A 2,918-nucleotide genomic window follows, 5' to 3' on the forward strand; every position below is an offset into this window, starting at 1 on the left:
CCGCCGACTTCACCGCCCTCGCCGAGCGGGTCGCCGGCCGCGACCTCACCGCCTTCTTCCAGGGCTGGCTGTACGGGAAGAGCACCCCGCCCATGCCCGGTCACCCGGACTGGCGCAGCCACCCCGCAGAGGAACCGGCGGCCTGACCCGCGGGGAGCGCCCGCCCCGCGCGCGGCGGGCCGGTGCGTGGGAACCAGGGGAAACCCGGATGACGGGCCGTGCCGGGCCGTGACACCATCGACGGGTCGGTGACGCCGCCGGCGGGCCCGGGAATCTTCCGGGGCCGTGACGCGTTGCCACGGATACGGAATCGTCCCGGGACCGTCCGGGCGACTCATCGCTTCTTCGACGTAAGGATCAAATGACCTCCTCTTCTTCCCCTTCCCAGGACGCGCAGAGCTTCGCGGAGACGAGCCGCACCGAGAGCCTTCGGGCCGATGCCCTGATGGAAGAGGACGTCGCCTGGAGCCACGAGATCGACGGAGAGCGGGACGGCGACCAGTTCGACCGCTCCGAGCGCGCGGCCCTGCGCCGCGTCGCCGGCCTCTCCACCGAGCTCGAGGACGTCACCGAGGTCGAGTACCGCCAGCTGCGCCTGGAGCGCGTCGTGCTGGTCGGTGTCTGGACCACGGGGACGGTTCAGGACGCGGAGAACTCCCTGGCGGAGCTCGCGGCCCTCGCCGAGACGGCGGGCGCCCTCGTGCTCGACGGCGTCATCCAGCGCCGCGACAAGCCGGACCCGGCCACCTTCATCGGCTCCGGCAAGGCCCGCGAGCTGCGGGACATCGTGGTCGAGACGGGAGCCGACACCGTCGTCTGCGACGGTGAGCTCAGCCCCGGCCAGCTCATCGCCCTCGAAGACGTCGTCAAGGTGAAGGTGGTCGACCGGACCGCCCTCATCCTCGACATCTTCGCCCAGCACGCCAAGTCCCGAGAGGGCAAGGCGCAGGTCGCCCTCGCGCAGATGCAGTACATGCTGCCGCGGCTGCGCGGCTGGGGTCAGTCGCTCTCCCGGCAGATGGGTGGCGGCGGCGGTGGCGGCATGGCCACCCGTGGTCCCGGTGAGACCAAGATCGAGACGGATCGGCGCCGGATCCGCGAGAAGATGGCGAAGATGCGCCGGGAGATCGCGGAGATGAAGACCGGCCGTGACATCAAGCGGCAGGAGCGCCGGCGCAACAAGGTGCCCTCGGTCGCCATCGCCGGCTACACCAACGCCGGCAAGTCGTCCCTGCTCAACCGGCTGACCGGCGCGGGCGTGCTGGTGGAGAACGCGCTGTTCGCCACCCTCGACCCGACCGTCCGCCGGGCGGAGACGCCCACCGGTCGCGTCTACACCCTCGCCGACACCGTCGGATTCGTCCGGCACCTGCCGCACCACCTGGTCGAGGCCTTCCGCTCCACCATGGAGGAGGTCGCCGACGCCGACCTCATCCTGCACGTGGTGGACGGTTCGCACCCCGCACCGGAGGAGCAGCTGGCCGCCGTGCGCGAGGTCTTCCGCGAGGTCGGCGCGGTGAACGTGCCGGAGATCGTGGTCGTCAACAAGGCGGACGCGGCCGATCCGCTGGTGCTCCAGCGCCTGCTGCGGGTCGAGAAGCACTCCATCGCCGTCTCGGCCCGCTCGGGTCAGGGCATCGAGGAGCTGCTCGCGCTCATCGACACCGAGCTGCCGCGCCCGGAGGTCGAGATCGAGGCCCTCGTGCCGTACACGCAGGGTGGTCTCGTCTCCCGGGTCCACGCCGAGGGCGAGGTGGACCTCGAGGAGCACACCCCGGAGGGCACCCTGCTCAAGGCGCGGGTCCACGGCGAACTGGCGGCGCTGCTCGCGCCGTTCGTTCCCGCCGCCCACTGATCCACCGCCCTCGGTTCCCGGCCCGTGGGGCCGGGAACCGAGGGCGAGGTCGGTGGCGTGCCGGCCGGGCAGACGTGAAAGGCGCCGGTCACCCCTCGGGGTGACCGGCGCCTTCGTGTGTCCGGGCGGTCCGGGACGGGTCAGCGGGCGAACTTCTTGCTGACCATGTCGTGGGCGGCCTTGGCTCCGCGTCCCAGCTGCGGTCCGGCGAGCCAGCCGTTGCCGCCGGCCGGGCCGATGGAGGTGTTCGACACCAGGGCCGTCGTACCGTTCGGCAGGGCCCGGAACCAGCCGCCGCCGGACGACCCCGCGGTCATCGTGCAGCCGATCCGGTACATGGTGGGCGTGGCCGGGGCCGTCGTCATCCGCGTCGCCCGGTCCAGGCACTTGTGCATGATCAGACCGTTGTACGGGGCGGCCTGCGGGTAGCCCCAGGCGCCGACCGTCCCGGCCCGCGCGGGCGCCGGGGCCGAGAAGTCGACCGGCAGCGCGACCCCGACGGTCTCCTCCAGGGACTTGCGGCCCCGCTCCGGCTTCACGTGCAGCACGGCGTAGTCGTACGGCCAGGCCTGCTGGGTGCCGCCGTGCCGGATCCAGTCGTTCGAGGTGACGGCCCAGTCGGCCCAGTACTGGCCGTACGGAGCGATCTCGTGCTGCCGGGCGTCGCGCAGGGCCGACGCCGACTTGCCCAGGTCGTTGTAGGCCGGGACGAAGGTGATGTTGCGGAACCAGCCGCCCTTGCGGCCCGCGTGGACGCAGTGGCCGGCCGTCCAGACCAGATTGGACTTCCCGGGGCGGCGCGGGTCCTTCACGACGGTGCCGGAGCAGACCATGTGGCCCTGCGGCGAGTCGAAGAAGATCTTGCCGACCGGGGCCGCGTTGCGGTGGTACGGGGTCTTCTCGCGCTGCGCGCGGACGGGGCGGGGCGTCGGGTCGGTGCCGCCGGTGCCGGCCTGCGGGGCGATCGTCTGGTCCGGGCTCTGCGCGGTCTTCATGCGCTCCGGGTCCCAGAGCCCCTCGATCACCGGGTTGACGAAGTCCTCGGCCTCACGGAGCCAGGTCT

The 2,918-nt window shown here is 72.2% G+C and carries 2 protein-coding genes; one reads left to right on the forward strand and one right to left on the reverse strand.

Annotation, left to right across the window (positions count from 1 at the left end; translation table 11 throughout):
- The first annotated feature begins 361 nt into the window (after window positions 1–361).
- On the forward strand, window positions 362–1,855 hold the full coding sequence (gene hflX / locus RIF68_RS33070) for a GTPase HflX (protein WP_309055116.1): 1,494 nt from the start codon (window positions 362–364) through the stop codon (window positions 1,853–1,855).
- A 140-nt stretch (window positions 1,856–1,995) separates the two neighbouring features.
- Here hflX and RIF68_RS33075 read toward each other — a convergent pair.
- Window positions 1,996–2,918: trypsin-like peptidase domain-containing protein (locus tag RIF68_RS33075; RefSeq protein WP_309055118.1), on the reverse strand; the 923-nt coding region annotated here is incomplete at its 5' end.

It is taken from the genome of Streptomyces sp. (assembly GCF_031178505.1).
In the GTDB taxonomy this organism is placed as follows: Bacteria; Actinomycetota; Actinomycetes; order Streptomycetales; family Streptomycetaceae; genus Streptomyces; species Streptomyces gulbargensis.

Coding starts and splice junctions, on each gene's coding strand:
- hflX (WP_309055116.1), top strand. CDS start 362: ATGACCTCCTCTTCTTCCCCTTCCCAGGACGCGCAGAGCTTCGCGGAG.